This window comes from Geomonas ferrireducens (genome assembly GCF_004917065.1).
In the GTDB taxonomy this organism is placed as follows: Bacteria; Desulfobacterota; Desulfuromonadia; order Geobacterales; family Geobacteraceae; genus Geomonas; species Geomonas ferrireducens.
Genome location: NZ_SSYA01000001.1, coordinates 234,978 through 257,843, shown reverse-complemented (window position 1 = coordinate 257,843; position 22,866 = coordinate 234,978). Strand labels below are relative to the sequence as shown.

The following is a 22,866-nucleotide window of genomic DNA, read 5'->3' as shown; positions in this document are numbered from 1 at the left end:
AGATTTTATATACATATGGCCAAAAAGAAGCGCTGCAATTCGAAAACTACAGCGCCGTCTACGAGGAACCCGGTCGGACTAACAGCCGGCTGTTTTCCTGAACAGTTTGGAGACGTTCTTGCCGTCGATAACCTCGTACTTGCAGCGGATCTCGTCCCCTTCGACGATCCTGTGGTCCTTGAACTTGTCCAGGGTGAGGTCGTCGTTCACGGTGATGACCACGGGCTGCTCGGTTTTGTTGTCCTTCAGGGTGGCGGTGGCGGTTTTTGCGTCGGCACCGGCGATCTCGATTTTGGTGATCACGCCCACCATCTTGATCTCCTCGCCTGCGCTTGCCATGCTGCCGAAGCAGAGGATGCTGAGCGCTGCAACTGCTACCAGGACCATTACCGAAACTGTTTTTTTCATCTTCGTTCTCCTTTTATGGGGGCGGCGACTCGGTCGCCGCCCCTGTGCATGGTGTTTCGTCTGGTGCTGCTTCGTCCTAGAATTTGACCTCGAAGGTAGCGTAGATGTCACGAGCGTATTTTACCGGGGTCAGCATCATCATCCTGTTGTTCACATCGGAAATCTTCACCGGAGCGCCTACCCAGTTGTTGCTCCCGGTGTAGTCGAAGTCGTACCACTGGAAGCCGACCCTGAAGAAGGCCTTGGAGAGGTAGGAGGAAACCGGCTTGGAGTTGATCTCCTGGATCAGGTAGCCTTCGTAGACGTTACCGCGGGTCCCGAGTTTGGTGGTCCACATGTCGTCAGCTGCAGGAGCGAAGGTGATCCAGTTCTTGGAGCCGTGGTTGTACTCGACGCCGACCTTGGTCTTGGTCGGGGTGTAGTCGTAGCGGGCGCCGGCATATGCGGCCCAACCGGTCTTGCTGGTCGGTTTTTCGGGGTCGAAGAAGCCGCCGGTCATGAGGCCCTGGAAGCCGGCCTGAGAGGAGACGTTGTCGTTCGGGTGGGTGACGCTGAGACCTGCGTCGGCGAAGAAGTTCAGGTTGCCCGGGCCGATGTTCTTGAGGGTGCTCATCGCGCCCGCACCGTACCAGTCGATAGCGCCGAGGTCGGTGGACGGGTAGGTGTTGCCGAACGCGGTGTCTTTCATCGCCGGGAAGTCGAAGATGTTGAAGCCGCGGTTGTACTGCAGCCAGACGCGCAGCGGGTCGGTGTCGACCGGGATGATGGCCAGGCCGAGCATGTCGGTGTCCCTGAGGTTGTTGTTATTGTTTTCGAAGCCACCTTCGAAGCCGCGGCCGTAGCAGATCTTAGCGTAAGCGCCGGGGAGACCTTCGATGTCCGGTGCCCAGCCGATGGTCATGCCGTCAAAGGCGTAGTCGACGAGAAGGGCAGGGGTACCGCCGTTGCCCGGGCGCTCGTTGTTCAGGCGCAGGTTGCTCGGAGCCCCCTCGGTGGAGGGACGACGACCTACGGAGAACCAGATCGGCTGGTCGGCGATGTTGCTCCAGGTGGCGTAGGCGCGGTCGACGTTCAGGAAGCTCGAGGAGGGGACGTGACCCATGGTGCCGTCGAAGGTCCCGACGCGATCGGCGAAGAACGGGGTGCCGCCGTAGTTGGTTACTGCGTTGTCGTCCTGGGCGCCGAACACCTTGTACGCGAGCAGGCGGACGTTCACGGTCACGTCCTTGGTCGCCTTGGCGTGCAGGTTCAGGCCCAAGCGGTTGGTGTAGATGGTGTCGTTGTTCGGCTTATAGGCCGGAACCTGTTTGGCGTAAGCTGCCAGCATCCCCGGAGTGGTCGGGGTGCCTACGAGGGCCGAGTTATCCTGGAGGAACTGGCCCGCCTGGGAAAATGTCCTGACGCCGGACATTGCGTTGGAGAAGCCCATGAGACCGCTCAGCATGCCGGCGTTCATCGGGTTGGTCGGATCAGCGAAAAAAGCAGCCTGAATCTGGTTGGCTGCGTTGGTGAAGGTACCGTTTGCGTCGGTGTAACCGACGGTACGGCCGTTCAGGTTGTCGAGCCTGAAGCGGTAGTCACCACCGATGGTGAGCCACTTGCCGAGGGATTTTTCCTCGATCCTGTCAACCTTCTTGGTGAGGTCGGCGATCTTCTTAGAGTCGGAGCCTTTCTGCTGCTCTTCGAGCTTCTGCACCTTCTTGGTGAGGTCGTCGATCTTCTTCTGCATTTCCTGGTCGTCCGCCTGCGCGGCCGCCGGAACCGCCAGTGCGCAAAGGGCTGCGCCTACCAACAGCTTTTCCAGTTTTTTCATGTACTTCTCCTTTTCCTGTTCGCTGGTGTTGAACCAACTTTCTTCAGAGAATATTGCAGATGCACGTTGCCGTGCCGAGGTAACTCATTAAACGCTGGACGCTACTGCCCTAATCGGCGCATTGACCGGTAGATTTAGGGGAAATGTGTAATTTTGGAGATTTATAATGGTTCCAGAGTCATCCAGTCATTAACAGAATCTGGATTGGAAGGGTCGTGCGTAAGTGGGATTTTGGAGCGGGGCGCATGCCGGGACTCCTAATGAGTCTTATAAATCCAGCTCGCGTGATATGTCAATATATTTTTTCTCGAATATATCGCTAGGTCCATGATTTATATGCACTAATATTGTATTCGGCGACGGAGTGCGGACGTGGTGGGAACTGCTTAATAGGGGTTGACGTGGAGCCGCGAATTCTCGTACTATTCTCCAATTTAACCGACAGGATGTGGGCGTGATTAAGGCAAAAAAGCTTTACCTGGAAACGTTCGGTTGCCAGATGAACGTGAGCGATTCCGAAAAGATCGTGACCCTGATGAAGGGGATCGGCTACGGACAGACGCAGGAACCCGGGGAGGCCGACCTGGTTCTTCTCAACACCTGCAGCATCCGCGCTACCGCCGAGCAGCGCATGTACGGACATCTCGGCAAGTTCAAGTCGATGAAGAAGAAGCGGCCTGAGCTCATCATCGGCGTCGGTGGATGCGTCGCCCAGCAGGAAGGGGAGGAACTCCTGAAGAAAGCCCCCTTCGTCGACCTGGTCTTCGGCACGCACAACCTGCACCTGCTGCAGAAGATGGTCGCCGGGGCCGAGGCGGGGAAAAAAAGCGTCGCCACCGACTTTCTCGACGACGAAAAGCGCTTCGACCTCTTTCCCCACGCCGAGAACGAGGGGGGCGTCACCCGTTTCGTCACCGTCATGCAAGGGTGCGACAACTTCTGCGCCTACTGCATCGTGCCGCATGTGCGCGGGCGCGAAATCAGCCGAAGCGCCGACAAGGTGGTCGAGGAGGTGGCGGCACTCGCCGTGGCAGGCGTCACCGAGGTGACGCTCTTGGGGCAGAACGTAAACTCCTACGGTTTCAAGGAGGATGCGGCGCCCGACTTCGCCGAGCTCCTCTTCCGGGTGGCCGAGGTGGACGGCATCGAAAGGCTTCGCTTCACCACCTCGCATCCCAAAGACATCTCGGCAAGGCTCATCGACTGCTTCGCGCAGATTCCGAAACTCGCCCCGCACATACACCTCCCGGCCCAGTCCGGTAGTGATGAGGTGCTAAAGAGGATGAACCGCGGCTACACCCGTGCCGACTACCTTGCCAAAGTGCGTGCGCTCGAGCAGGCCTGCCCCGGGATACAAATCACCGGCGACATGATCGTAGGCTTTCCCGGCGAGGACGAAGCGGCTTTCCGGGAGACCATGGAACTCATCGAGGAGGTGCGCTACGCAGACCTCTTCTCCTTTATCTATTCCCCCCGTCCTGGCACGAAGGCCGCCGGTTTTCCCGACGAGGTGACCAGGAAGGAGAAGCAGGGACGCTTGGAGCTCCTGCAGGCAGCGCAAAAGCGGATCACCCTGGCGAGGAACCAAAGCCTGGTGGGGAGTGTGCAGCGGGTGCTGGTGGAGGGGGCTAGCAGCAGCGGCGACTCCCTCTTCGGCAGAACCGGCGGCAACAGGGGGACGGTCCTTCATGGAGACCTGGCCCTGGCCGGGCATATCGTCGAGGTGCGCATCACCGAAGGGCTGCAGACCCTGCTCAAAGGGGAGATCCTGCATGCCTGAGAAGGGGGAGAAGGAACCGATGTACGTCGAGATGAAGGTATTCGGCTTCGCCATGGACGCCATCGCACAGATGCCGGTGATCATCCTGAAGGATCCCGAGGAAAAACTGGCCGTGCCGGTCTGGATCAACGCCTCTGAGTCCGTTTCCTTCGCCGCGCAATTCGTGGGGCGGGAGATGAGCGCCCGCACCGCCCGACGGGACGTCTTCACTGCACTGATCGAGCATCTCGGCATGACGGTAGTCGGCATCTACGTCGAGAGCCTGCGCGACGGCATCTTCACCGCCTCGGTGCGGGTCGTCGACGGTGCGGCCGAAGAGATCCGACTCGAGGTGCACGTGGCCGAGGCTATGCTCTTTTCACTGAAATACCGCCTCCCTGTGTGGGTGAGCGATGAGGTGCTGGGCCAGGCGTCGAAGCTCGACATGAACGAAGAGGGATTTGTCCGCGAAAACAACGCCCGCCGCTTCGTCGACTTCCTGGACCACATGGACCCCGCCGCCATGGGCAAATACCCCATGTAGCGCCCTGCCAGAGAGGGGTGAGGGCGCCGCATAGCGAAGAGGAACATGCCGCGGCCGGTGGCGTCCCGCACCGTATTGAAAAACGAAGTCATAAAGGGTAGGGTGAGAGTGGGCTCTGCCCTTTCTTAATTAACTACAGCGTCAATCCGGAGGAAAGACCATGCGCGACGCATCATTTGAGTTTCTGCAGCAGCTTCTGGCAGCCCCCAGCCCCTCGGGGTACGAGCAGCCTGCCCAGCGCGTTTTCCGCTCCTACATAGAACCTTTCTGCCAGGTCGCCACCGACGTAATGGGCAACGTGTTCGGCATGATCCAGGGAGAGGGGAAGGACCGTCCGCGCGTCATGGTGGTGGGGCACTCCGACGAGATCGGCCTGCAGGTGCGCTACCTGGACGACAACGGCTTCATCTACTTCTCGCCGATCGGCGGCGTCGATCCGCACATCACCCCGGGTATGCGCGTGCACGTGCACACCTCCCGCGGTGCGATAAACGGCGTCGTCGGGAAGCGCCCCATCCACCTGATCGAGCCCAAGGAGCGCGACCAGGTGATCAAGCTGGACGCCCAGTACATCGATATAGGCGCCGCCAACAAGCAGGAGGCCCTCGAGTGGGTCCGTGTCGGCGACCCGATCACCTTTGCGAGCAATCTCGAGCGTCTCTTCGGGGACCGCGTGAGCTCGCGCGGTCTCGACGACAAGGCGGGCAGCTTCGTGGTCGCCGAGGTGTTGCGCCGCGTCTCCGAACTGCCGAACCGGCTCCCGGTCGATCTCTACGGCGTCTCCTCGGTACAGGAGGAGGTCGGTCTCAGAGGCGGCACCACGAGTTCCTACTCGGTGAACCCGGACGTAGGCATCTGCGTCGAGGTGGACTTCGCCACCGATCAGCCCGACGTGGACAAAAAGCACAACGGCGAAGTGGGACTCGGCAAAGGGCCGATCCTGCCGCGCGGCGCGAACATAAACCCGGTGCTCTTCGATCTCCTCTCCGGCACCGCACGGGATAACGGCATCGCCGTGCAGTACACCGGCATCGCCCGGGCCACCGGCACCGACGCGAACCCGATGCAGATCTCGCGCGGCGGCGTCGCGACCGCCCTCGTCAAGCTTCCGCTGCGTTACATGCACACCCCGGTCGAGACCATGTCCCTCTCCGACCTGGACCATGCGGTCGAACTGATCGTCGCCTCCCTCTCGAAGATGGGGAGAAGGGACGCCTTCATCCCGATGTGAAAAAAAACCCCCTCCCGAAAAAACGCGAGGGGGTTTTTCGTAGCGCGGCGAGGCGGCGGCGCGCCGGCTGTGAAGCCACGGCGCCGTGAGGAACGCATGCGCCGCACCGGGATTTTCCCGTACCCATTAGCCGCGGTAGTGTAGACGCTAAGGTTGGGAAATCCTATGCTTTTCTCTTTGTCATTAGCCTAATTTTAGTTGACTTGCCTTCCCCCTTGTAATAGGTTTTCCGGTTAAAACCTGCGCCCAAACAACAAAAGGAGCCCCCTAATGTTAGAAAGCAGCCTTCCCGAAGGTCTCACGTTTGACGACGTCCTGCTTCTCCCAGCCCACTCGCTTATCCTCCCCCGCGATACCGACCTTTCCACCCGTCTGACCAACAACATCCAGCTGAACATCCCGCTGGTGAGCGCCGCCATGGACACCGTCACGGAGGCGAGGGCAGCGATCTGCATGGCCCGGGAAGGGGGCATCGGTTTCATCCACAAGAACCTCACCGTCGCCGAGCAGGCGATGGAGGTGGACAAGGTGAAAAAGAGTGAGTCCGGGATGATCGTCGACCCGATCACCATGCGCCCGAACCAGCGCATCCGGGAAGCGCTCGAGATGATGGCCAAGTACCGCATCTCCGGGGTGCCGATAACGAAGGCCAACGGGAAGCTGGTCGGCATTCTGACCAACAGGGACCTCCGTTTCGAGACCGACCTCGATCTCCCCATCTCCGACAGGATGACCAAGCGAAACCTGGTCACCGTGCCGGTCGGGACCACCCTGGAACAGGCGAAAGAGCACCTGAAGCACACCAGGGTCGAGAAGCTTCTCGTCGTCGACGAGGAGAAGAACCTGAAGGGGCTCATCACCATCAAGGACATCGAGAAGATCAAGAAGTACCCGAACGCCTGCAAGGACTCCCTCGGCCGTCTGAGGGTCGGCGCCGCCGTAGGCCCCACCCCGGACGTGGACCAACGCATCGAGGCGCTCATGAAGGCCGGTGTCGACGTCGTCGTCATCGACACCGCCCACGGCCACTCCCAGGGGGTCATCGACGCCATCGCGCGCATCAAGAAGACCTACCCCGGCCTTGAGCTCATCGCCGGCAACATCGCCACCGCGGCCGCCGCCGAGGCGCTCATCAAGGTCGGCGTCGACGCCATCAAGGTCGGCATCGGGCCGGGCTCCATCTGCACCACCCGCGTGGTAGCCGGCATCGGCGTGCCGCAGATCACCGCAATCGCCGAGTGCTCCCGCGTCGCGAAGAAGTACAACATCCCGCTCATCGCCGACGGCGGCATCAAGTACTCGGGCGATCTCACCAAGGCCATCGCCGCCGGCGCCGACGTCGTCATGATCGGCTCCCTCTTCGCCGGTACCGAGGAGTCCCCGGGCGACACCATCCTGTACCAGGGGCGCGCCTACAAGAGCTACCGCGGCATGGGCTCCATCGGCGCCATGAAAGAGGGGAGCAAGGACCGCTACTTCCAGAGCGACGTCGACTCCGACGTGAAGCTCGTCCCGGAGGGGATCGAGGGTATGGTGCCGCTCAGGGGACCGCTCTCCGCCAACGTGCACCAGCTGATGGGCGGCCTGAGGGCCGGCATGGGCTACACCGGCAGCCGCAGCATCGTCGATCTGCAGAAAAACGGCCGCTTCGTCAGGATCACCGGCGCAGGTCTCAAGGAATCCCACGTCCACGACGTCATGATCACCAAAGAGGCCCCGAACTACCGCGTAGAGAAGTAATAAACATAAGGAACCTCAAAATGACCGTAGATATCCATTCAGAGAAGGTGCTGATCCTCGACTTCGGCTCCCAGGTGACCCAGCTCATCGCACGCCGCGTGAGGGAGCAGAGCGTCTACTGCGAGATCCACCCCTACAACATGGCGCTCGAGAAGATAAAGGCGTTCGCACCGAAGGGGATCATCCTCTCCGGCGGCCCTTCCAGCGTCTACGACAAGGATGCCCCGCACTCCGACCTCGGCATCTATGACTTAGGCATTCCGATCCTCGGGATTTGCTACGGCATGCAGCTCATGACCCAGCAGTTGGGCGGGCGCGTCGAGCGTTGCGACAAGCGCGAGTTCGGCCGTGCCACCCTGACTCTCGACGGCACGAGCGAAGTCTTCGCCGGCTTCGACGGCGGCGCCGAGGTCTGGATGTCCCACGGCGACCGCATCGAAGAGATGCCCGCCGGCTTCGTCAAGATGGCCCACACCCAGACCTGCCCGGTCGCCGCGATGAAGGACGACAAGCGCCGCTTCTACGGCGTGCAGTTCCACCCCGAGGTGGTGCACACCCCGCGCGGCGACGAGATGATCGGCAACTTCCTGTTCAACGTCTGCGGTTCGCAGCCGACCTGGACCATGGCGAACTTCATCGAGACCGAGATCGAGGATATCCGCAAGAAGGTCGGCACCGGCAAGGTGCTCTGCGCCCTCTCCGGCGGGGTCGACTCCTCCGTCGTCGCGGTCCTCATCCACAAGGCGATCGGCGACCAGCTCCAGTGCGTCTTCGTGAACAACGGGCTCTTGAGGAAAGGGGAGGCCGAGAAGGTGGTTAACCTCTTCACCAAGCACTTCAAGATCAACCTCGACTACGTCGACGCCACCGACCGCTTCCTCGGCGTACTCTCCGGCGTCTCCGACCCGGAGAAGAAAAGGAAGATCATCGGCAACGAGTTCATCTACCTTTTCGAGGAGGAGGCCAAGAAGCTCGGGCAGGTGGACTACCTGGCCCAGGGAACCCTCTACCCCGACGTCATCGAATCCGTCTCCACCAAAGGGCCTTCCGCCGTCATCAAGAGCCACCACAACGTGGGTGGGCTCCCCGAGAAGATGAACCTGAAGCTCCTCGAGCCGGTGCGCGAGCTATTCAAGGACGAGGTGAGGCTCCTCGGCAAGGAACTCGGCATGCCCGACGAGGTGGTGTACCGTCAGCCCTTCCCGGGACCGGGCCTCGCCATCCGCTGCATCGGCGAGCTCTCCGGCGAAAAACTCGACATCCTGCGCGAAGCCGACGCCATCGTCATCGAAGAAATCCGCAAAGCTGGGTTATATCGCGACATCTGGCAGTCATTTGCCGTGCTGCTGCCGGTGAAAACCGTCGGCGTAATGGGTGACGCCCGCACCTACGAGTACACCGTAGCCCTGCGCGCGGTGAACTCCCTGGACGGCATGACCGCCGACTGGGTCAAGCTCCCGTACGAGCTTCTGGGGAGCATATCCTCCCGTATCATCAACGAAGTGAAGGGTGTCAACCGCGTGGTTTACGACATCAGCCAGAAGCCCCCCGCAACCATCGAGTGGGAATAAACCGGGCCGGCCTCATCCCCTGAGGTCCGCTTTTTGCACAAATACACCGCGGTGACCGCCGGTAAGGCCGGTCGCCGCGGTTCTTTCGTATCTGGAGACTGAAAAATGGGTCCAATCCGGCTGCTCATCTTCGACCTGGACGGCACGCTCATCGACTCGCTGCCCGACCTGACCGACGCCACCAATCTGATCCGCGAGCGATACGGGCTGCCCCGGGTCGGCATCAGCGACGTGCGCAAACTCGTCGGGCGCGGGGTGCGCAACCTCGTGGAGCGGGCCCTGCCCGGGGTCGGCGTGGAGGAACTGGACCGCGCCACCGAAGTCTTCCTCGAGTTCAACCTGGCGCACATAGCCGACAAGACCCGGCCGTACCCCGGTGTGCCCGAGACGCTCTCCGATCTCTCCGGGCTCGGCATCCCGATGGTGGTCCTCTCCAACAAGAACGTGGCCCTTTGCCGCGAGGTGCTCGGGAAACTGGGCCTTGAGCGGCATTTCACCGACATCTTCGGCGCCGACTCCTTTCCGTGCCGCAAACCCTCTCCCGAGCCCGTCCTGGCCGTCCTGAAGGGGTTCGGGGTTCCCGCCGCCGAGTGCGTCATGGTGGGGGACAGCATCAACGACATAGCCGCAGGAGGCGGAGCCGGTGTATGGACCGTCGGGTGCAGCTACGGCTACGGCGAGATGAGCGAACTGGAAGGAGCGAGCTACCGGGTGGGGGACTTCCCCTCGCTGTTGCAGCTCCCCTTCATCGAGAAGAAAAAATGATGTCTGTTGAAAATTAGCTAAAGTTATTCGTCCGGGTGTCGAAACGAAAGTAGATCTACAACCAACCTACTGGGGGCGTAATCAGATGAAACTTGAAGAGCTCAATACCAACCCGGCCGCAACCCATCTTGCCGTCGTGCGCAACGAGAAGCCCGAGACGGGCGACGCACACGCCGAGACCGCGGCCAGGCAGCAGGCGGCGACCGACAAGGTCGAGCTGTCGAGCTACATGCCCGTGGTTCCCACCTCGAAGCAGAGGAGGGACGACATCCGGGTGGAAAAGGTAGAAGAGTTGCGTTCACAGATCAAGAGCGGCACCTACGAGGTATCCAGCCAGGATCTCGCCCAGAAGATGCTTTCCAAGCTCGTCATGAAGTAAAGTCCATTCCCGGCGTTTTCCGCTACCGGTGTCCATGCACTCTCTCCCTCCGGGAGACGGCAGGGTCAGGGCTTTGGCCCCCAAACGTACCCGTCCCTCGGGCACCTGGAAGAATAGCCGGCCTGTCGGAAGGGCATGGTCGCTTCGGGAAAATCGTTGACAACGAGTTTCGGATAAGGTAAAAGGTTCTTCTCACTTAGGCGGGAATAACTCAGTGGTAGAGTGTCAGCTTCCCAAGCTGAAGGTCGCGGGTTCGAATCCCGTTTCCCGCTCCAAGAAATTCAAGGACTTAGCTGATGCTAGCTAGGTCCTTTTTTGTTGCTTGCAACCGTTTGCATCCGTTTTTGCATCCGTTTTGCAACCGTTTTGCAACCGTTTAGAGTTCGCTCTAGAACGGCAACCCAGTTTCCGCTCTTGCCAGCGTGACCATGCAGATGGAGACCATGCGAAGATTGGGAGGGGATGACGACCGCGTAAATAAGCCTTAAAGCTAGACCTACCGAACTCCCATCTCTAGGTGTTCTTATAGAACCGAGAGTCATCGGATTGGTGAGAGTGTGGTCAAGCCAGTGCTCGAATTCCTCCCGATGCCTGACCAAGCAGCGGCGATACTCCGACCGAGTTTAATGGGCCAAGGTTCCCCGAAGGTGAAACCTTCAGGCTGCTTTCCCGGCCTCAGCCCGTTTCCGTGCTCCCGCCTCCGCTCCAGCTCCAGCTCCGCTGCCCCCCCCGAACGCCGGCTTCCCTCGCAACACCTCTCCCGGGCTAAATATACTCCTTCGGAGGTTGTCGTGTAGGTCGATGGCTGAACGCCTTAAGCCGGAGGATGGCGCGCAGAAATAGCTGCCAGAGCCCCAAATTTGCCCTGCAGCCGGAGATCGTTACGGCATGGCTATAGAGACACGCGATGAGAGGGTGTTAAGGCGGATAGTGGTGGCGTTTCTTTTGCTTGCTGCCCTGCAACTCCTCGGCATTCGCTATCGAGGGATTTTCCGGCTCAACCTGACCGACGGCGAACCGATCGGCCTGTAGTCGCCTCCATCCGTTGCACGGGGGAGGCCGACGCGGGGAGATGGTCATCATAGACGTCCCGGAAGAGTTCCGGCAGTACGTCTATGGCCGGGGCTGGCTCCCCAAGAGTTGGCCGCTCCCGAAGCACATAAAAGCTGTCGCTGGAGAGTGCTACCGCGTTGGAAACGGACGCTTCATCGTGAAATTGCAAATTCATCGGTCCGGTCTACCGTTCCGACCAGGTGGCCGCTACCTAGGGTGGCAGGGTGCCGCGATGTCCCGGCTGGACATTTCCTCCCGTTCGCCACCCACATCTCCAGTTCCTTCGACGGCCGCTACACGGCTGCCCAGGGGGGGCATGATCAAAGGGACCGTGCGGGAGTATGCGGCCACCTCGCCGCTTTTCTTCACAACCTAACCGGCGCCATGACGGCACGAGACCTTTAGTCATCCAAGCCTCTCCGGCGGCGGCATGATGGCGAGGATAAGCGCGAAGATACTGCGCCACCGAGGGCTACTGCCTCAAAGGGGAGAGTCCAGCCTGTAGCTCGGGAAAGCCACGAAGGATCTAAGCTCGTCGGTAGGGTGGAAGAGTTCGCCTGTAGATCCGTGAGCTGTGGGGCAGTGTTCCCGAAAAATAACGGCCCCCGCCCTGAAGATCAGAGGAAAAATAGAGGCGGCCAAAATCCGGCGCCGGCTGCGTCTACCGCACCGCGTCAAAAACGCGCGCGAGTGCTGAGGGATGCTTCACCTTCCTCACCCACAGGGAAGAGAGGTGACTTTCGATCGGGCCAAAGTCATGAAAGCAGCGGTGCACATCTCATCCGAAGACCACACAAAGTGGAGTAAGATGGTTTGCCTCAAGGACCGGCGCCCCCAAGGTGATGCTGGAGCTGAATTGAAACGCTAGAGCCTCCGCATCTGGAACGAGTCATATAATCGAAAACGGGGACGACAGGTCAAGTCAAAGACCCATCCGTTATCCTTATACACCTGACGCAGCCCTCTCCGGCAGCATCAGGTGTAACTCCTTGATAAAGGTCAAAAAAACCGCCCCCAGAAACGTCGGTAGGGGCGTCTAAGTGCCTGATTTTAATCTCGGACCGGGCGGTCCAGCGAATAAGAGGTATTGGAGATGGCGAAAATGAAGCTAAACCAGAGATTGGAGCTCGAGATTTTCGAGCGCCTGATGCAGCTTCAGGCCTCTCAGAAAATCTCCATGGACGATCTCATTGCCAACTCCTTGGACGCTCTGGAACGGGAAATAAAGATGGGAGCTAGTCCCTTTGGCTTCGGACGTTTCTCTCGGCAGAGGGTAGGACGCTTAAGGGGGAAGATTACTCCTCGCTGCGACCGCGGGGCGTTCTTTGCTACCCCCTCTGCCGGGGACTTTCCCCGCAACGCCCCCGGTTGAAAAAGGCGGAGCGTTTGGACCAAAGCCGCCGGCACTCGCGTACCGGCCGCTTTACCGGTCACGGCCCGTTGGCAGACTGCCGGTTGCACCGGCTGCCTGTCAACCGGCCTAAAACTTTGCAACGCGCACCAGGCCCAAGCCGGTGGCAAAGGCGCTGACCATGTGCAGTGGGCCGGGCGCATCCTCGCCGGTGATGCGCCGGCCCGTCTTGCCGTCGATGGCGCAGCTTCGTCCTTTTTACTTGTTTACCCAAGGCATGGAAAGGTCGAGGTCAGAGACCAGCTTTCCACCGCCGAAGCTCATGTTCTCCAAGGGAATGGCATAGATCACCAGGGAGACATCGTCCTGGCTGACGCCAACCTTTTCCACTGCGTATCGGGTGACCAACTCCGCGAGCTTGCGTTTCTGCTCCACCGTCCTGCTCGTGCCGGACGTCACCGTTACGAGCATGCGCTTGTCGGATCTCTTCATGTCGGGAAAAGTCGGATGGATGAAGAATTCATCGTCCTTGTGCTCACTGATGATGATGAAACGGTCATCCATAGGCGTATCCATGGCTTCATGAAGAGCGAGATTTAAGGCATCTGCCAGAGCCCGCTTCTCTTCGCTAGAGAACTTTTGAGCCGGGATATGGGCGTGAAATATTGGCATGAGTGTTTCCTCCGTTGTGTTGTTCAGGTTACATGATGCGATGACGCTGGCTGTGGTCCTGGCTTAGTTAAAGAAGTCCTGACCGAGGGTTCCTTCGAGTCGCTCCTTGAGGCCGGACGAGAATTCACGAACGACGGGAAACGGGCTTTGGAAGAGCTTGATGTTGTTGATGAGGCCAGACTCATTCCGAGTGATTATGGTGGCGCCGGCGACCGGCTTGCCACCGTGGATACCCTCCCACTCAAGGTACGTCTTTGCACCGTCAATCGTCTCCGCAGTGAACACGAATTGTTCGTACATCTTGCTCGTCGCGGCAAAGAACGCCCCGATGAGTGTCGGGCCGACAACGGCTTTGCTGAGGGCTGAGGTCTGAAGGGTGGCGTCAGGAGTGAACGACTTCGCGAAGTCGCTCGTTCCTTTCTTCATGACGATTTGCATCCATGCCGTTCCCGGCCGGTTGGTGACGCCCGCAACCTCCTTGTGCTGCATCGGCGCTGCAGCTTGGGCTGGTGCTACAGCAACGAAGGCGCTGGCGCATGCTAACGATACCGCGAACACGGTACGCGAAATGATGGTGGAGAATTTCATGGTGTTTCTCCCTCTAGAGCACTTGCAAAGTGCAAGTGGTTGAATAGTGCTTGTTCAGAGAATGGGGCTCGGATCGGAGCCACATGACCCCACGTCTGTGAAACGAACGAGACATCCGTTTCAAGTCAATTTCGCTGCCCCGTTTCGAGGACAGGGCAGCTTCGTCGAGTTTGCTGTTTTCCCTGCTTAGCTAAAGAAGTCCTGACCGAGAGTCCCTTCGAGTCGCTCCTTGAGGCCGGACGAGAATTCCCGAACGACGGGAAGCGGGCTTTGGAAGAGCTTGATGTTGTTGATGAGGCCAGACTCATTCCGAGTGATTATGGTGGCGCCGGCGACCGGCTTGCCACCGTGGATACCCTCCCACTCAAGGTACGTTTTTGCACCGTCAACCGTCTCCGCAGTGAACACGAATTGTTCATACATCTTGCTCGTCGCGGCAAAGAACGCCCCGATGAGTGTCGGGCCGACCACGGCCTTGCTGAGGGCTGAGGTCTGAAGGGTGGCGCCAGGAGTGAACGACTTTGCGAAGTCGCTCGTTCCTTTCTTCATGACGATTTGCATCCATGCCGTTCCCGGCGGGTTGGTGTCAGTGGTCATTACAACCTCCTATCGAGTGTCTGCGTCTTCGCAGAGTGTGCGCGCGTGCTATTTTTCAAGGTGCCCGATGAGAAACTCTCCGGCTCTCTGCAGCGCGTCGTGGGCCTGAGGCAAAGAGCCTGTCTGAATGTGCCAGACGTGCAGCATCTCAGGCCAGACCTCAAGGTGCGACTCGCCGCCGGCCGCGCGCACCTTCCGGTCAATTTCAAGCGCGTCGTCGAGAAGTACTTCGTCGCTTCCGACATGGATGAGCAGTGGAGGAAAACCGTGCATGTCGGCGAACAGGGGCGAGATGCGGGGATCCTTCAAGTCGTGGTTGCCAGCGTAAGCCTCGACCATCTCCCGCATCGCGCTCGCGTTGACCATTGGGTCGCGGTCGGCCAACTGCGTTAACGAGGGGAGCGTCAGCGTCAAGTCTGCCCATGGGCTGATTAGTATTCCTGCTCGCGCGTCCTTGTGGCCCTTCGAGGATGCGTAGGCGAGAACGTTGAGAACCATGCCTCCGCCACTGGAGTCTCCTGTCACGGCGAACGGCTTGCCAAGCGCACGCACTGCTTCGTAGGCGCGGACGGACTCATCGTAGGACGCCGGAAATGGGTGCTCGGGTGCCCTGGAGTGGTCCAGGACGATGACCTGGGACTTTGCCGCTCGAGACAGCTCTCCGAGCATGCCCAGATGCGAGGCAGGAGAGCCAGCCACCCAGCCACCACCGTGGAGATGGTAGATGACTCGGTCTTTGGACGCGCCGGGAGCCGTAATCGCCACCGCGGCTACGCCACCGAGCTCGGTCGGCTCGACGGTTAGGTCAGCCGCCGGCGGGTTTGCTTGTGAAATTGCCTCCATGCCGACGCGGAGCGTCTCGATGGTGCGTACGGGATGCGCAAAGTCGAAGGCGAACATCGCATCGCGGAGCTTATGAATGGAAGTTGAATCGTAGGTCATGGCTCACCTCACCTCAGGTCGACGAAGGTCGCCGGTACCCAGTCGTAGCCAACGCCGGTGTCGGCCTTGCGAATACGGCCCAGGCCAGGGAACGGCATGTGGGCGGCGGCAATCATAGTCTTGTCCGCAGCGAGTTTCACCAAAAGGGCTTCACGTGTTTTGACAGCCGATTCGCTGTCCGAGTCGAAGACGATGCTGACTTCCGGGTGTGGCATCTGGACTGCCCCAACATGAGCTACGTCGCCCCAGACCAGCAGCGACTGACCCTTAGAGGAAATCATGTAGCCAGTGTGACCGGGCGTGTGGCCGGGAATGGCATACGGTGCGATGCCGGGGACGATTTCGTCCATGCCTTCGAACGGCTTCCATTGGCCCGCGGCCAGGTAAGGCGCGGCGCCATCTTGTGCGATTTTGAAGAAGATTTTTGCATCTTCCGGGGCCTGGGCCATGATTTCCTTTGACAGCCAGAAGTCGGCGTCGGCCTTCTTCATCATCACGGTCGCATTCGGAAAGACGCGTTTGCCGTTTTCGTAGATTCCGCCAGCATGGTCACCGTGAAGATGGGTCAGCAGCACTAGATCAATCTGCTCCGGCTTGTAGCCCGAGGCTTTCAAGTTCTGTACGAGCTTACCCAGCGTGGGAGGGCCCCAGTGACCGCCTGCACCAGTATCGATGAGAACGAGCTTGGAGCCGGTATTGACGAGGAAGCCTTGGACGGTGGCCGAGACATGATCGTCTTGGAACGAGCGCGCCAGAAGGGACTGGATGAGCGCTGGATCGCCATGCAGGAGATTGGAGTTAATGCTGCCGCCGCCGTCATAGAGCGCGGTGACTTCATAGTCACCAATCATCGTGCGATAGAAGCCCGGAACCTGCTTGTGCTGCATCGGCGCTGCAGCTTGGGCCGGTGCTACAGCAACGAAGGTGCTCGCACATGCTAACGATAGCGCGAGCACGGCACGCGCAATGATGGTGGAGAACTTCATAGTGTTTCCTGACCATACTCTCATTTCCTGAAATGCTTTCATTCGTCTTCCTCCATTTTTTGTGAACTAATGATGTTTAGCGGAACGCCTTTCCGAAATTGCCGCCGTAACCCGTGATGAAAGCCACAGGCACGTTCAATTTGGTCCTCACTTTAATCTTTGTTAAAAACGCATCTCTTTTTCCCAACAACAAAGCACTTGTTGCAACTTGTACATCTTGCTTTTTCCTGACCGTTTTTTAGTCGGGTAATCAAATCGGGTTCGCGTATAAGTGGTCTGCTTATAGAGATCATGTCAACGCCAGCCTCCAACACTGCCTCCATATCCGCAAAATTTCGTATACCGCCAACTACTACTACAGGGATGTCTGTATTCCCTTTGATATTCATTGCGCTCTCAACAAAATAATTGTGATCCGAGTATTTCATATGTATGAAATTGGACCCGCTAAATTCAACAGCTTCGACACCCAATCTCTTAAACTCAGGCATCATTTTCTTCAAGTCACTCGTATATTGTTCATTTTCTTTAGCGGCATTTGAATTCACCTTGACGAAAACCGGATAATCAGACCCACACTTGTTTTTGATCCCTTGGATTATCTCTTTGACAATTAAAAATCTGCCTTCATGGGTTTCACCATATTTATCGGTTCTCTTGTTGAATGATGGTGTTAAAAACTCACATAGAAGGTAGTCGTGGGCACAATGAATTTCAACACCATCCATCCCTGATGATTTTGCACGATAAGCAGCATCTATGAAATCCTCAATCACGGACTCAATTTCATTCACACTTATCTCTCGGGCGGGCTTATCTTTCTCAAGTTCAATAACCGATGGCCCAACTTTATTATCCTCGGGATAGGCTTTGGCGCCTGCATGATTGAGTTGTGCAATCACTTTGGTGCCGTATGGTCGAACTCTTGCAATGATTTTACTTGCTCGTTCGATTTGATAATCTTCGGCAAGTTCATTGGAGCCGGGTCTTACAATCCCTTTTTTGGATACAAAAAATTGTCCCGCGATGATTAGTCCGATGTCATTGCTCGCCAGTTCTTCAAACATATCCAGTTCTTCATCGCTAATCGTACCATCGAGGTTCCCTAAATGGCTGTGTGTCGCTGATCTCACGATTCTGTTTTTAACCGTTAGATTTTTAAATTTCATCTCCTCAAATGCTTTCATTCCCTCAAATGCTTTCATTTTTCTTCCTCTATTTTTATGAATTATCGATAAGTTTGGCTTACTTGTTTTGCTCAAGGCATAGATAGCGTTTCTTTAGTATCTTGTTGCCTGGCCAGCAAAGCTCTTGACTGCTTTGTGAGAAGTTCAACGAGATCCGCCATTGAGACTTTCAATGAGATCAGCCATTGAGGCGCTCTGTTGACAGAGAGCGTTCTTTACAAATGCATCAAGGTCAGCAGCTTGCTTTTCGTCGGGGACCTCGTGGGTCCCGCTAATAAACTCGATGTTCGGAAATTCGGATTGCAAAATGCTCCGGTACTTGTTTTTGAACGGGCAATTGTGCTCAAGGCAGTAGGCAAAGTGAATAGCCTCTACACCGCTCACCGCAAGTGTTCTGACCCGTTTCAGGATTTTCTCCGGCGCCCTTAGGGTAGGACAGCCCGAACAGCTGATGATTCCCGCTACCTGGGCTCCCCCACGCTCTGCATAGCGAGAAAATTTCCCCTTGCTTGCATAGCTGTCCTCAAGGCAGCCTACAGAGCTGCAGGCCAGGTCATTCGTCATGTTGGCGCAGGTGATGATTCCGATTCTTACCATCTTGGTTTCTCCTTTTGGTTACCGTGCTGTGGGCTGTTTGCATTTGGCGGTCGACACCCCGCCAATGCCCGTTTCTTGAAAAAGTTCCATCTTTCCCTCGCCACGTTGTTCACGTGTTGACATCGTCTCACCTCATGTTGTCAACATGCATTTAGACCGGTCTACTTGATAGTGGGCGTAAAAATAAGGGGGCTGCGATGTTCCTCTAAAAGGTAGTCGCAACTTCCCCTCTACGCCAGAAACACGTTGAAATAGAGATGGATAAAGTTCTTCAGTGGCTCGACGGACTTCTTCACTTTTGCCCGCAGCAGAGCGCCTTCGAAGGAAGCGACCATACTCTCTGCGAGAATGGAGGGTTCGACCTCGATGTGGACAGCCCCTGTCTCACGGGCTTCCTTGAGCATCTCCGCGACTGAGTCGATCCACCTCTGCAGGGCATCCTCCAGACGGTGCCTGAACGGCTCACACTGATCGGACATCTCGAGTCCAAGATTGGCGAGCAGGCACCCCTTGGAGCAGTTATTTTCTTCAAACCTGGCGATGAGCAGTTCGAAGGTTCTCCTTATCCGCTCAAGGGGCGGCAACGAGAGGTCTTCACTAATCGGTTTGAGCAGCGCAGTCATTTCCGAAAGGAATAGGTCAATGACGGCGAGGCCGAATTCCTCTTTGCTGGAGAAGAAGTTGTAGAATGATCCCTTCGGCACGTTGGCCTGCTTCAGGATGGTCTCTATCCCGGTACCGTTGAATCCTCTGGAAAAGATGATTTCGAGTCCGGTCTGAACGAGGTCGTCTTTGTTGTGTGTGCGCTTCATGGAACCAACCTTAGACCGATCGGTCTAAACTGTCAAGGTTTTTTATGGCACCAAGTGGCGACTGGAAACCAAACATGGTTCCTTCAGCTTTCCATATGAGTTGTGCTGCAGAATTCCATATGACTTTATGCTGGGAATGTTTTATATATAAAGCATTTCGACGTTGCATTGCAGATATGTATTTTATATAATACTGAACATGTTATTCGAACTTGGCGAAGAAATCCGCAAGGTCCGCAAACTCCGGAAGGTCACGCAAGAGCAGATCGCGCATGACCTCGGCATGAGCCGCGCCACCATCAGTCAGTTGGAGGCCGGAACCGTGCAGGAGATCGGGATTCGGAAGGTGATGAGGGTACTCGACTACCTGGGGCTCGAACTGCGGGTGCGCAAGGCCGGTGCTCCCCCCACCCTTGACGAGTTGAGAGAGGATCTATGAACGGCGCACTGCAGGTCTGGTCGGGAAATGTCAGCGCCGGTCTTCTGGCAAGGACCGGGGCGAGTGTAGCAGGGGCGGCGCACACCTTTGCCTACCATACCACTGAACTCACGGATGAGGCGCAGGTCTCCCTCACCATGCCCATCAGGCTGGAGAGCTGGAATAGTCAGGATCTGCACCCGATCTTCCAGATGAACCTGCCGGAAGGGGCGCTTTTGGACGCGATCAAGAGGACCGTCGCCAAGATCACCGAGGCGGACTCTCTCTCCATCTTGAGGATCACCGGCGGCAATCAGGTGGGACGGAACCGCTTCTCCCTGCCGGGTGACCGCTTCCCTGGGATACAGGAAACCTCGGAGTCCTTGGAAGAGCTCCTGACCTATCCCGACACTGTTGAATTGTTTCACGATCTGCTGAACCGGTATTCCCTGCGCTCCGGTGTCTCCGGCGTCCAGCCGAAGGTTCTTTTACTGGCGGAGGAACGGGGCACGGCCACTGTCGGACAGTACATTGTCAAATCATGGGGAAGCGAGTACCCCCAACTGGCGGCCAACGAGTTTTTCTGCATGACGGCCGCCAAGCGGGCCGGCTTGCCGGTCCCGGAGTTTCATTTGGCCGAGAACGGCGGCCTCTTCATCATGAAGCGGTTCGACGTCGACGATGCGGGCAACCCTCTTGGGTTCGAGGACATGTGTGTCCTTCAGGCTCTTGGCACCGACCGCAAGTACCAGAGCACCTACGAGCGAATCGCCCGGAGCATCAGTGACTTCATATCGCCGGAATGGAAGCAGAGCGCGCGCGAACAGTTCTTCGCCACCTTGGCGCTCTCGATCATGGTCCGTAACGGCGATGCCCACCTCAAGAACTTTGGCGTTCTCTACGACGCGCCCGGTGCTCCGGTGCGCTTCGCTCCCACCTACGACATCGTGACAACCACGGCCTACCTTCCCAAAGATGTCCCCGCGCTGGCGCTAGCCGGAACCAAGAAGTGGTGGCCGAAGAAGATGCTCCAAAAATTCGCGCTGAGTCACCTGGGGATCGCGCCGGGTAAGGTGAACGAGATCATGGAACAGGTGGCGGATTCGGTCCTCGAAACTCGTGCAGACGTGAACTCGTACATGCATGACCACCCGCAATTCGCAGAGGTGGGAAGCCGAATGCTCGCAGAGTGGGAAGCGGCGATAGACTCCCTGATGACGTGAGTAGCAACAGCTCTGTAGGGGCAAGCCATCCTTATTCTGTTGATATAAGTAATATATACTTTGCTTATTTGCCCCAATTAAGCTCAAAAGCTGGAATAAGGGGCTTGGTCGCATCATAATCAAGAGCCAGAGTCCGGCTAAGCCAGAGGTCTGCCATCCGCTTCAGGTTCCCCCTTTAGTATCTCAATCAGTAGCTGCTCCCACTTAGTCAGGGCCACTTCCTTCTCCTTGTCGTACCGGTACTTGTTGTAGATCCCGACGATTCCCGACTTCTTGTGGTTCACCACCTCCTCGGCGACCTCCTCGATGAAACCTTAACGAGAACCCCTCACTACAACTACAATGATGCAGATCTGATGGGGGATCTGATCTCCTTCAGGAATGAGAGCGTGCAGGCCAAGATGCCGGAAAGGGTTAGTTGTATGAATCCTGTCGTCAGCACTGAGATTATGACCATGGAGGCCCTTGTCGACCGCACAATGCTTCGCCAGCAGAATGCGACATCACAGAAAAACCGCTTTGCCCTTCCTCTGGATACTTCTAAGAACATCGAAGTGCTCTGGATTACCTGCGAAAAAGGCCACGTGGGTCCGGACGACCCACATGGCCCTGAGGGATATAACTGGATAGCGAAACTGTCAAAAAACAGGATTGCCATGCGGTGGTACGACAATACCGTTTTGCTGCTCGATCGTAAAAACAGGAGCGCCGTTCCGTGACGACCTTTGCTTACCACTCACGTGGCCCCGTCTTAACCGTTAGGTGGGTTCGTCGCAAGCGTGGCCAGACTTGATGTTTACAGCTTGCCACCGCCCCCAGGTTTCTGCTAAAACATCCACCCCTGCGTCCGCTGATGGCGGCGCGCACATCCACATTTCTCAGGGCGGGTTCCTTTGAACCCGCCCTGGTTTTTTCGGGAGTCTGCATGAAGGCAGTTTTCGGTCTGGATTTCGGGACCACCAATTCCGCGCTTTCCGTTTACCGGGACGGCAAGGTCGAAGTAGTCGACATCGACGAGTCAAGCAGCAACCGCTCCCTCATGCGCTCGGTCCTCTACTTCAACGAGGACGACGAGATCTTCACCGGCCAGGAGGCCATCGGACAGTACGTCAACGACGGAGCGGCGGGGCGCTTCATGCAGTCCATAAAGACCTTCCTCCCCAACAGGAGCTTCGAGGGGACCGAGGTGTTCGGCAAGAAGTACGGCATCGACGACCTGGTCGCCATCATCCTGAGGAGGATCAAGGCGAAGGGGGAAGCGTACGTAGGCCATCCGGTGGACAGCGTCGTTCTTGGGCGCCCCGTCGTTTTCTCCGAGGATGCCGAAAAGGATGCCCTGGCACAGCTCAGGCTTGAGAAGGCGGCGCGCAAAGCCGGGTTCAGCCATATCCATTTCCAGTTCGAGCCGGTCGCCGCCGCCCTCTCGTTCGAAGAGACGCTCTCCGCAGGGACCGAAAAGCTGGTCTTCATCGGTGACTTCGGCGGCGGGACCTCCGACTTCACCGTCATCAAGGTGAAAGGAGGAGCCTTCGACCGCACCGACCGGCGCTCCGACGTTCTCTCCATCGGAGGGGTCTATACGGCGGGCGACAAATTCGACTCCCAGATCATGTGGGAAAAGATCGCCAAGTATTTCGGTCGCGGGGTCAGATACAAGGGGATGGGGAAGGACGAGCTTTTCGATATCCCGCACAGCATCATCTACACGCTGTGCCAGTGGCACAGGATTCCGCTCCTGAGGGGGAGAAAGACCAGGGAGCAGATCCGGCTCATCAAAAACGCCGCTACGGACCGACAGGCCCTCGAGAACCTCGAGCACCTCATCAGTGACAACTATGGTTTTTTCCTGTTCCAGTGCATCGAGAAGGCGAAATGCGAGCTGTCGCAACAAGAGTTCGCGCAGGTCAGCTTCAAGGAGCGCGGCCTGACCATCGAAGAGGGGATAACCAGGGAAGAGTTCGAAGCGATCAACCGGGAGAACCTAAGCCGGATCTCCGGCACCATCGACGAAGTTGTCAGCAGGTCGGGAGTCCGAAACGATCAAATCGACACCGTGTTCCTCACCGGGGGAACCTCGCGGATACCTGTGATCCGGCGTCTCTTCGAAGATCGTTTCGGCAGCGACAAGCTCGAGAACCGCAACGCCTTCACCAGCGTCGTTCACGGCCTGGGTGCGAGCGTCCCGCTCTTTAGCGACGGCCGTTAGTATGGCTACAACGCGGCCCGGGCA

General features: G+C 57.8%; 23 protein-coding genes and 1 tRNA gene. 13 read left to right on the top strand and 11 right to left on the bottom strand.

The window, feature by feature from the left end; translation table 11 throughout:
* Positions 1-78 precede the first annotated feature (78 nt).
* Positions 79-408: a hypothetical protein gene (locus E8L22_RS01190; RefSeq protein WP_136523472.1), complete on the bottom strand. Its 330-nt coding sequence runs from the start codon at positions 406-408 to the stop codon at positions 79-81.
* Positions 409-484: 76 nt separating this feature from the next.
* A complete protein-coding gene (locus E8L22_RS01185) occupies positions 485-2,221 on the bottom strand; it encodes a DUF3373 domain-containing protein (protein WP_136523471.1) in 1,737 nt (578 codons plus the stop codon).
* Between the two features lie 454 nt (positions 2,222-2,675).
* On the opposite strand from E8L22_RS01185, the gene miaB reads away from it, so the two are divergent.
* From miaB to E8L22_RS21345, 9 genes are all read left to right on the top strand, one after another.
* Positions 2,676-4,001, top strand: coding sequence for a tRNA (N6-isopentenyl adenosine(37)-C2)-methylthiotransferase MiaB (miaB, locus tag E8L22_RS01180; RefSeq protein ID WP_136523470.1), 1,326 nt, complete (start codon positions 2,676-2,678; stop codon positions 3,999-4,001).
* Positions 3,994-4,524 carry a bifunctional nuclease domain-containing protein gene (locus tag E8L22_RS01175; RefSeq protein ID WP_136523469.1) on the top strand — a complete coding sequence of 177 codons (531 nt, stop codon included), beginning with the start codon at positions 3,994-3,996 and terminating at the stop codon, positions 4,522-4,524. Before miaB ends, E8L22_RS01175 begins: the two co-directional genes overlap by 8 nt.
* A gap of 160 nt (positions 4,525-4,684) precedes the next feature.
* Entirely contained in the window at positions 4,685-5,755 is a 1,071-nt protein-coding gene (locus E8L22_RS01170) for a M42 family metallopeptidase (RefSeq protein ID WP_136523468.1), read from the top strand.
* A 270-nt stretch (positions 5,756-6,025) separates the two neighbouring features.
* Positions 6,026-7,495, top strand: a complete 1,470-nt coding sequence (gene guaB / locus E8L22_RS01165; protein ID WP_136523467.1) for an IMP dehydrogenase — start codon at positions 6,026-6,028, stop codon at positions 7,493-7,495.
* Between the two features lie 20 nt (positions 7,496-7,515).
* On the top strand, positions 7,516-9,066 hold the full coding sequence (gene guaA, locus E8L22_RS01160; RefSeq protein ID WP_136523466.1) for a glutamine-hydrolyzing GMP synthase: 1,551 nt from the start codon (positions 7,516-7,518) through the stop codon (positions 9,064-9,066).
* A 105-nt stretch (positions 9,067-9,171) separates the two neighbouring features.
* The gene (locus E8L22_RS01155; protein WP_136523465.1) at positions 9,172-9,831 is read left to right on the top strand and encodes an HAD family hydrolase; all 660 of its coding nucleotides are present in this window, start codon (positions 9,172-9,174) and stop codon (positions 9,829-9,831) included.
* Between the two features lie 85 nt (positions 9,832-9,916).
* Positions 9,917-10,210, top strand: coding sequence for a flagellar biosynthesis anti-sigma factor FlgM (gene flgM / locus E8L22_RS01150; RefSeq protein ID WP_136523464.1), 294 nt, complete (start codon positions 9,917-9,919; stop codon positions 10,208-10,210).
* A 200-nt stretch (positions 10,211-10,410) separates the two neighbouring features.
* Positions 10,411-10,485: transfer RNA gene (locus E8L22_RS01145), tRNA-Gly, on the top strand.
* Positions 10,486-11,098: 613 nt separating this feature from the next.
* Entirely contained in the window at positions 11,099-11,242 is a 144-nt protein-coding gene (locus E8L22_RS21345; RefSeq protein ID WP_162604756.1) for a hypothetical protein, read from the top strand.
* Between the two features lie 1,630 nt (positions 11,243-12,872).
* Here the strand turns inward: E8L22_RS21345 and E8L22_RS01135 are convergent.
* The 8 genes from E8L22_RS01135 to E8L22_RS01100 all read right to left on the bottom strand — a co-directional run bounded on the left by E8L22_RS01135 (position 12,873) and on the right by E8L22_RS01100 (position 18,995).
* Complete coding sequence (locus E8L22_RS01135; RefSeq protein WP_136523462.1) at positions 12,873-13,286, bottom strand: tautomerase family protein; 414 nt, start codon at positions 13,284-13,286, stop codon at positions 12,873-12,875.
* 63 nt (positions 13,287-13,349) lie between these two features.
* A complete protein-coding gene (locus E8L22_RS01130; protein ID WP_136523461.1) occupies positions 13,350-13,874 on the bottom strand; it encodes a hypothetical protein in 525 nt (174 codons plus the stop codon).
* Between the two features lie 186 nt (positions 13,875-14,060).
* A complete protein-coding gene (locus E8L22_RS01125; protein ID WP_136523460.1) occupies positions 14,061-14,471 on the bottom strand; it encodes a hypothetical protein in 411 nt (136 codons plus the stop codon).
* A 48-nt stretch (positions 14,472-14,519) separates the two neighbouring features.
* Positions 14,520-15,413, bottom strand: a complete 894-nt coding sequence (locus tag E8L22_RS01120; RefSeq protein ID WP_136523459.1) for an alpha/beta hydrolase — start codon at positions 15,411-15,413, stop codon at positions 14,520-14,522.
* Positions 15,414-15,421: 8 nt separating this feature from the next.
* Positions 15,422-16,399: an MBL fold metallo-hydrolase gene (locus E8L22_RS01115; RefSeq protein ID WP_136523458.1), complete on the bottom strand. Its 978-nt coding sequence runs from the start codon at positions 16,397-16,399 to the stop codon at positions 15,422-15,424.
* Positions 16,400-16,551: 152 nt separating this feature from the next.
* The gene (locus E8L22_RS01110) at positions 16,552-17,604 is read right to left on the bottom strand and encodes an NADH:flavin oxidoreductase (RefSeq protein ID WP_136523457.1); all 1,053 of its coding nucleotides are present in this window, start codon (positions 17,602-17,604) and stop codon (positions 16,552-16,554) included.
* 126 nt (positions 17,605-17,730) lie between these two features.
* Positions 17,731-18,183, bottom strand: coding sequence for a CGGC domain-containing protein (locus tag E8L22_RS01105; RefSeq protein WP_136523456.1), 453 nt, complete (start codon positions 18,181-18,183; stop codon positions 17,731-17,733).
* Positions 18,184-18,413: 230 nt separating this feature from the next.
* Entirely contained in the window at positions 18,414-18,995 is a 582-nt protein-coding gene (locus E8L22_RS01100) for a TetR/AcrR family transcriptional regulator (RefSeq protein ID WP_136523455.1), read from the bottom strand.
* Between the two features lie 199 nt (positions 18,996-19,194).
* Between E8L22_RS01100 and E8L22_RS01095 the strand changes: the two genes are divergently transcribed.
* Together E8L22_RS01095 and E8L22_RS01090 are read left to right on the top strand one after the other, a co-directional pair.
* A complete protein-coding gene (locus tag E8L22_RS01095) occupies positions 19,195-19,434 on the top strand; it encodes a helix-turn-helix domain-containing protein (RefSeq protein ID WP_136523454.1) in 240 nt (79 codons plus the stop codon).
* Positions 19,431-20,636, top strand: a complete 1,206-nt coding sequence (locus tag E8L22_RS01090; RefSeq protein WP_136523453.1) for a type II toxin-antitoxin system HipA family toxin — start codon at positions 19,431-19,433, stop codon at positions 20,634-20,636. Before E8L22_RS01095 ends, E8L22_RS01090 begins: the two co-directional genes overlap by 4 nt.
* Before the next feature lie 137 nt (positions 20,637-20,773).
* Here E8L22_RS01090 and E8L22_RS01085 read toward each other — a convergent pair whose 3' ends face one another.
* Complete coding sequence (locus E8L22_RS01085) at positions 20,774-20,920, bottom strand: hypothetical protein (RefSeq protein WP_198420101.1); 147 nt, start codon at positions 20,918-20,920, stop codon at positions 20,774-20,776.
* Here E8L22_RS01085 and E8L22_RS01080 point away from each other — a divergent pair.
* Together E8L22_RS01080 and E8L22_RS01075 are read left to right on the top strand one after the other, a co-directional pair.
* On the top strand, positions 20,912-21,355 hold the full coding sequence (locus E8L22_RS01080) for a hypothetical protein (protein ID WP_162604745.1): 444 nt from the start codon (positions 20,912-20,914) through the stop codon (positions 21,353-21,355). The genes E8L22_RS01085 and E8L22_RS01080 overlap by 9 nt on opposite strands.
* Before the next feature lie 206 nt (positions 21,356-21,561).
* A complete protein-coding gene (locus E8L22_RS01075; protein WP_136523449.1) occupies positions 21,562-22,842 on the top strand; it encodes an Hsp70 family protein in 1,281 nt (426 codons plus the stop codon).
* Positions 22,843-22,866: the final 24 nt, after the last annotated feature.

Excerpts from the sequence above, each read along its gene's own strand:
- E8L22_RS01190 (WP_136523472.1), bottom strand. The coding sequence starts at position 408 with ATGAAAAAAACAGTTTCGGTAATGGTCCTGGTAGCAGTTGCAGCGCTC.
- E8L22_RS01185 (WP_136523471.1), bottom strand. The coding sequence starts at position 2,221 with ATGAAAAAACTGGAAAAGCTGTTGGTAGGCGCAGCCCTTTGCGCACTG.
- E8L22_RS01175 (WP_136523469.1), top strand. The coding sequence starts at position 3,994 with ATGCCTGAGAAGGGGGAGAAGGAACCGATGTACGTCGAGATGAAGGTA.
- E8L22_RS01170 (WP_136523468.1), top strand. The coding sequence starts at position 4,685 with ATGCGCGACGCATCATTTGAGTTTCTGCAGCAGCTTCTGGCAGCCCCC.
- guaB (WP_136523467.1), top strand. The coding sequence starts at position 6,026 with ATGTTAGAAAGCAGCCTTCCCGAAGGTCTCACGTTTGACGACGTCCTG.
- guaA (WP_136523466.1), top strand. The coding sequence starts at position 7,516 with ATGACCGTAGATATCCATTCAGAGAAGGTGCTGATCCTCGACTTCGGC.
- E8L22_RS01155 (WP_136523465.1), top strand. The coding sequence starts at position 9,172 with ATGGGTCCAATCCGGCTGCTCATCTTCGACCTGGACGGCACGCTCATC.
- flgM (WP_136523464.1), top strand. The coding sequence starts at position 9,917 with ATGAAACTTGAAGAGCTCAATACCAACCCGGCCGCAACCCATCTTGCC.
- E8L22_RS21345 (WP_162604756.1), top strand. The coding sequence starts at position 11,099 with ATGGCTATAGAGACACGCGATGAGAGGGTGTTAAGGCGGATAGTGGTG.
- E8L22_RS01135 (WP_136523462.1), bottom strand. The coding sequence starts at position 13,286 with ATGCCAATATTTCACGCCCATATCCCGGCTCAAAAGTTCTCTAGCGAA.
- E8L22_RS01130 (WP_136523461.1), bottom strand. The coding sequence starts at position 13,874 with ATGAAATTCTCCACCATCATTTCGCGTACCGTGTTCGCGGTATCGTTA.
- E8L22_RS01125 (WP_136523460.1), bottom strand. The coding sequence starts at position 14,471 with ATGACCACTGACACCAACCCGCCGGGAACGGCATGGATGCAAATCGTC.
- E8L22_RS01120 (WP_136523459.1), bottom strand. The coding sequence starts at position 15,413 with ATGACCTACGATTCAACTTCCATTCATAAGCTCCGCGATGCGATGTTC.
- E8L22_RS01115 (WP_136523458.1), bottom strand. The coding sequence starts at position 16,399 with ATGAAGTTCTCCACCATCATTGCGCGTGCCGTGCTCGCGCTATCGTTA.
- E8L22_RS01110 (WP_136523457.1), bottom strand. The coding sequence starts at position 17,604 with ATGAAAGCATTTGAGGGAATGAAAGCATTTGAGGAGATGAAATTTAAA.
- E8L22_RS01105 (WP_136523456.1), bottom strand. The coding sequence starts at position 18,183 with ATGGTAAGAATCGGAATCATCACCTGCGCCAACATGACGAATGACCTG.
- E8L22_RS01100 (WP_136523455.1), bottom strand. The coding sequence starts at position 18,995 with ATGAAGCGCACACACAACAAAGACGACCTCGTTCAGACCGGACTCGAA.
- E8L22_RS01095 (WP_136523454.1), top strand. The coding sequence starts at position 19,195 with ATGTTATTCGAACTTGGCGAAGAAATCCGCAAGGTCCGCAAACTCCGG.
- E8L22_RS01090 (WP_136523453.1), top strand. The coding sequence starts at position 19,431 with ATGAACGGCGCACTGCAGGTCTGGTCGGGAAATGTCAGCGCCGGTCTT.
- E8L22_RS01075 (WP_136523449.1), top strand. The coding sequence starts at position 21,562 with ATGAAGGCAGTTTTCGGTCTGGATTTCGGGACCACCAATTCCGCGCTT.